Origin of the sequence: Parasphingorhabdus sp. (assembly GCF_049667325.1) — a bacterium.
Taxonomy (GTDB): domain Bacteria; phylum Pseudomonadota; class Alphaproteobacteria; order Sphingomonadales; family Sphingomonadaceae; genus Parasphingorhabdus.
In genome coordinates this window covers 1-5,442 of record NZ_JBATHY010000007.1, presented here as the reverse complement: position 1 = coordinate 5,442, position 5,442 = coordinate 1, and the positions used below count along the sequence as shown (strand labels likewise).

Below are 5,442 nucleotides of genomic sequence, written 5' to 3'. Positions count from 1 at the left end.
GCCCTGCAGAACCGGACGCGACGGAACATTCGACAATGGACCACGGCGACACGTCTGGCGGCGACGCAGCTATGGCGGACCATGACATTGCCGGCTTGGGCGGCATGACTATGCGCGACACCCGCCTGCTGCCCGATAGCGTCGAAGTCGGGCCCGGTATCGATATGGTCGCGATGAACCCGCAGGATCGCACCGGCTTTCCCGGGCTTGGTCTCGACAAAGTCCCGCACCGGACGCTCAATTACCGGATGCTGAAATCGCTCGAGATGGACCACAGCAAGCGTTCGCCCGACCGCGAGATGGAATTGCATCTCACCGGCAATATGGAACGCTATATGTGGAGCTTTGACGGCAAGAAAATGAGCGCCGTCGGCGATGCGCCTATCCGCTTCGGTTATAATGAACGGGTGCGGGTCAAGCTGGTCAACGACACGATGATGGCCCACCCGATCCACTTGCACGGGATGTTTTTCGAGATCGTCAACGGGCAAGGCCATTATCAGCCCAAAAAGCATACCGTGATCGTCCAGCCGGGCAGCAGTGCAAGTTTTGATGTGACTACCGACGAGCCGGGGGACTGGGCGTTCCACTGCCATCTGCTCTATCATATGCACGCCGGGATGATGCAGACGGTTAGCATCGCCTTTCCGGAAGGAGATGCGGCATGAAGGCGCTGATGATCATCTTGTTGCTCGGCGCGCCGGCGCTCGCGCAGCATGAGGGCCACAGGATGCCGGTGCCCGTTAAGCCGGCGGCGAAAGCCAAGCCGGCCCCGCCGAAGCCGGTGGCCAAGCCTGCACCGAAAGCTGTGGTCAAGCCAAAAGCAGCGCCAACGGTGAAGCCCAAAGCCCCGGTTCCGGTGGCCAAACCCGCACCGGCAAAGCCAGCGCAGATGGACCATGATGCGATGAACCATGCGGATATGGATCATGGCGAGCCACAGAATGATCCGATGGATGACGCGGCAATGGACCACAGCGCGATGGACCACAGCGCCCATCAACCAGATCGACCGCAAATCTCCCTACCCAATCTGGAAACCGGACCGATCCGCGCCGCCGACGCGATCTGGGGCCGGCAAGCGATGCAGCCGGCGCGCGACGCACTTTATGACGAACATGGCAATATGCAGATCTTCTGGTTCCAGGGCGACCGTCTGGAATATCGCGTTCGCCAGGGCGACGACGGCTATCTGTGGGATGTGCAGGGCTATTATGGCGGCGATATCGACAAATTCTGGTTCAAGAGCGAGGGTGAAGGCAGTTTTGGCGAGCCGGTTGAAAGCGCCGAACTACAGGGGCTCTACAGCCGCGCTATCGCGCCTTTCTTCGACCTCCAAGCCGGTATCCGGCAGGATCTGGCCGGCCCCGAGCGGACCCATGCCGTGGTCGGTATTCAGGGCCTCGCGCCCTATATGTTCGAGGTTGATGCAGCCGCATTTCTCTCCACCAAGGGTGATCTGACCGCGCGGATTGAAGCGGAATATGATCAGCGCCTAACCCAGCGCCTGATCCTGCAACCCCGCGCCGAAGCAAACCTGTCGGCTCAGGATATCCCGGAGCTGGGCATCGGGTCCGGTATCGATAATCTCGAACTAGGCCTGCGCCTGCGCTATGAAATTGCGCGGGAATTTGCGCCCTATATCGGTGTCGAACAGGAATGGAAACTCGGCGGCAGTCGAGACTTTGCGAGGCTTTCCGGAGAGGACCCGAGCGTTACCAATTATGTAATTGGTGTGCGTTTCTGGTTCTGATTGAATAAGCGGAACAGATGATATTGCCGCCAATCCGTTGCAGTTTTTCGTCCTTTCGGGGAACTCGATACGGGTTCCCGGCGTAATTTCATCGACGCAAGGAGCAAACATGCTGTTAAAGAAAATCAAGACGCCCGGCCTGTCACATCTCTCTTATCTCATCGGATCGGGCGGCAAGGCAGCCGTCATCGATCCCCGACGAGACTGCGACATTTATGTCGAGCTCGCACGCGCCGAAGGGCTTGAGATCACCCATATCTTCGAGACCCATCGCAACGAGGATCTGGTATCTGGCGCACCCATTCTTTCGAATATGACCAATGCCAAGGTCTTCCACGGTCCCAATGCCGAGAGTGAGGTCGTCTATGCGACAACCTGCCGTGAAGGAGACCGTTTCGACATCGGGCAACTCACTATCGAGATTATCGAGACCCCGGGTCATACAGATGATCATATCGCTTTTGCACTCTACGATACCGAATATCCTGACGGAGCGGTGGGCGTGTTTACGGGAGATGCGCTGTTCGTCGGCGACGTGGGTCGGACCGATTTCTACCCAGATCGCAAGCGGGAAGTCGCCGGACTGTTGTTCGATTCTCTGCAAAAAATTCTGTCTCTGGGCGATCAGGCGTTGATATATCCAGCCCATGGCGCCGGATCGGTTTGTGGGTCGGGAATGGCCGAACGGGAATTTTCCACGGTCGGGCATGAACGGAGAAACAATCCCCGGCTACAAATCGACAGCCGGGACGAGTTTATCGAGGCTAAGATCAACGAGAACCACTATCAGCCCCCCTATTTCAGGTTGATGGAGCGCCTCAATCTGGAAGGTGGTGCACCGGCTCCAAGAGTAGCAAGACCGACAAATCTGAGTCTTTCGGAACTGGACGGTTGTTCGGCCACCCATTTGGTGGATGTGCGCGATCCAATGGCTTATGCCTCGGGTCACTTGCCAGGATCGATGAACTTGCCGGTCGGCATGATATCGGCCTTTGCCGGATGGTTCATCGGCGAGGAAGACAGCATGATATTGATTGGGTCGGACGAAAGCCAGCTTGCCACCGCAACGGAGCATCTGGTTCGTATTGCGCTCGACGACATCATTGGCGGTTATACCGGTGTCGTCCCGGCGGCAGCGGCAGGGAAAAGCATGAACCAGATCCCCATGATCGAAACGGGCGAAGTCAAAAAGCGACTGAAAAAGGATCAGCGCGACTGGACTTTGCTCGACGTCCGCGATGCGGATGAACGAAGCGAGGTCGCGATTGACGGCTCGCAGCATATCTATGTTGGCGAATTGAACCAACGGTGGAAAGATCTCGACAAGTCGCGTCGTTATACTTTGATGTGTGCCAGTGGCATGCGAGCGACCGTGGCAGCCGGTTGGCTGGCCAGTCGGGGATTTGTAAAACTAGACATTTACCTTGGCTCGATGGGAGCCTGGAAAGCGTCCGTGGTGGATAGATAGGAAACGATATTTGCGGCAGATAATTCCCGCTATTTAATTTGGTACCGAATGCTTGCTTTTCATCCACCAGAACAGCTTTTCCGCCAATATGCCATGCGCGATGGTGACAATGTCGGACCCGGCCTGCGACTGCACTCTGAGTATCTGTCCGAATTAGCGCCATACGCTGGGATAGGGCAGGAATCAAAACTGGGCGGCCTTGTTGCCGTGCTTGGCGGACGCAGCATTTGCCATCATGCCTTTGGCGGTGGATCGGAGTCACCAGGCAATTGGCCGGTTCACCGATCCCCGCATTTTCAGTTTCATACGAAATTCTGCACATTGATCAGATTATGGGTCAGAATAATCATCGCGCTGGTCGCAAGAAATCCCAGCAACGCAGAAATGTAGGTTGCACGATCGTTGGACATGTTACTTTCCTTTCTAAAAAATGTTTGGGCGGTGTGACGGAACGGAATGGAATGGTTCAAGCTCGCCGCGCCATTCTATATTTCCCGATTATGCGGTTATAACCGCGATCGGGAACGCCGCGAGAGCCAACGAAAAACTTGTTACCGTCGCCAAAAATGCACCGATCAGGGCGGTTGTGTTGAAATGGGTCATTTTGCGTCTCCATAATTTGAGGTTTCAATCTAAGCGGTGGATCAAACCATCGCCATGAACTCTAAATACGCCTGTCCGCATCGAGGCGCTAACACTAGTCTTGCAAATCTGTTATGCAGAAACGCATAGCCTTGGGTTCATATAGAGAATTGGCCATGTTGGACTGGAACGACCTGCGTTATTTTCTGGCTGTCGCTCGAACCGGGAGCACGCTGGCGGCAGCGAAACACCTGAGGGTCAGTCAGTCGACGATATCCCGCCGGGTCACTGCGCTTGAAGATGAAATCGGCGTAAAACTGTTCATCCGCAAGGCTTCCGGTTACAGCCTGACGCCGCGCGGAAAATCCGTCTTACCCGCAGCGGAGTCGGTTGAGGCCGCCGCCCTGTCCTTCTCTGACAGCATCGCCGCAGAGGCCCGCCGGATCGCCGGCACCGTGCGACTGACAACGGTGGAATCGGCGGCCAACGCCTGGATCATCCCGACACTGGGCCTGCTTCGCGCCCGCTACCCAGATCTGCGGGTAGAGATCATGACATCGGACAGGAATCTCGATCTTTTGCGAGGCGAAGCCGATGTCGCCCTGCGATTTGGCGAAAAGCCGACCGAGGAAACGCTGATCGTTCGCCATCTGATCGATATGCAGGAAACATTTTACGCGCACCAGAACCTGGTGGCGGAATTGGGCATGCCCGATGATCTGGCAGAGATAGCCCGCTATCCGCTGATCATGCCGATGGAGCGGGACGGAACGATAAATCGCTGGCTGATAGAGAATTTTTCGGACGCGAAAATCGCGCATCGTGCGAACACGCTGTCCAGCATCATTGCCAGCGTCCGTTCCGGCGTCGGCGCGTCGATCCTGCCTTGCCTGATGGGAGATGACACGCGGGGCCTGGTCAGGCTTTTGCCACCGATCGCCGAACTGACGACCCCGGGCTGGATGGTGACGACCGATGACGCGCGCCGCCAGCCCCATATCCGCGCGCTGATTGATTTTGTCGTCGAACAGATCCAGCTTTCGGTGGCCCGCAGCCCTGCCCATCTTGCGGTGGTGCAGGCGGCTTGAGCGAAGTTTCGGGTCCGTAATGGGCTATTAACTGACCGACAGCCACCGCATCTCGGACCGCCGCTCGGCAACCTGAACAATCATTGCGCCGTCGTCCAATCGCACCTCAATTCACCCCCCGCTCCTGCCCTTCCCAATAAGGCGCGCGCAACTCCCGCCGCAATATCTTGCCGCTGGCATTCCTCGGCAATTCCGCGATCACGTCTACCGTCTTGGGTACCTTGAACCCGGCGATGCGTTCCTTGGCCCAGGCGATGACGCTGGCGGTATCCACTTCCTCAACGCCCGGCTTGGGCGAGACGACCGCCTTGACCGCTTCGCCCCATTTCGGATCCGGGATGCCGATGACGGCGACTTCGTTGACCTGCGGGTGGCCGAAGATCGCATTCTCGACTTCCGCCGGATAGACGTTCTCGCCGCCGGAGATAATCATGTCCTTGACCCGGTCCTTAATATAGAAATAGCCGTCTTCGTCCATAATCGCCGCGTCGCCGGTGTAGAGCCAGCCGTCGGCGTCGACGGTCTCTGCTGTCTTTTCCGGATTGTCGTAA

General features: G+C 57.2%; 5 protein-coding genes. 4 read left to right on the top strand and 1 reads right to left on the bottom strand.

What is annotated here, in order from left to right; genetic code table 11:
- The 4 genes from WBM93_RS00230 to WBM93_RS00215 form a co-directional block, all read left to right on the top strand.
- The coding region (locus tag WBM93_RS00230) for a multicopper oxidase domain-containing protein (RefSeq protein ID WP_424426982.1) at nucleotides 1-668 on the top strand (668 nt) is incomplete at its 5' end.
- On the top strand, nucleotides 665-1,753 hold the full coding sequence (locus tag WBM93_RS00225; protein WP_424426980.1) for a copper resistance protein B: 1,089 nt from the start codon (nucleotides 665-667) through the stop codon (nucleotides 1,751-1,753). The genes WBM93_RS00230 and WBM93_RS00225, both read left to right, overlap by 4 nt.
- A 109-nt stretch (nucleotides 1,754-1,862) precedes the next feature.
- Nucleotides 1,863-3,221, top strand: a complete 1,359-nt coding sequence (locus WBM93_RS00220) for an MBL fold metallo-hydrolase (protein ID WP_424426978.1) — start codon at nucleotides 1,863-1,865, stop codon at nucleotides 3,219-3,221.
- A gap of 758 nt (nucleotides 3,222-3,979) precedes the next feature.
- Nucleotides 3,980-4,891: a LysR family transcriptional regulator gene (locus tag WBM93_RS00215; RefSeq protein ID WP_424426976.1), complete on the top strand. Its 912-nt coding sequence runs from the start codon at nucleotides 3,980-3,982 to the stop codon at nucleotides 4,889-4,891.
- Between the two features lie 106 nt (nucleotides 4,892-4,997).
- Here WBM93_RS00215 and WBM93_RS00210 read toward each other — a convergent pair.
- On the bottom strand, nucleotides 4,998-5,442 hold a 445-nt coding region (locus tag WBM93_RS00210), incomplete at its 5' end, for an AMP-binding enzyme (RefSeq protein ID WP_424426974.1).

What these genes read in the sequence shown, in the direction of transcription:
- WBM93_RS00225 (WP_424426980.1), top strand. Translation starts at nt 665, where the DNA reads ATGAAGGCGCTGATGATCATCTTGTTGCTCGGCGCGCCGGCGCTCGCG.
- WBM93_RS00215 (WP_424426976.1), top strand. Translation starts at nt 3,980, where the DNA reads ATGTTGGACTGGAACGACCTGCGTTATTTTCTGGCTGTCGCTCGAACC.
- WBM93_RS00220 (WP_424426978.1), top strand. Translation starts at nt 1,863, where the DNA reads ATGCTGTTAAAGAAAATCAAGACGCCCGGCCTGTCACATCTCTCTTAT.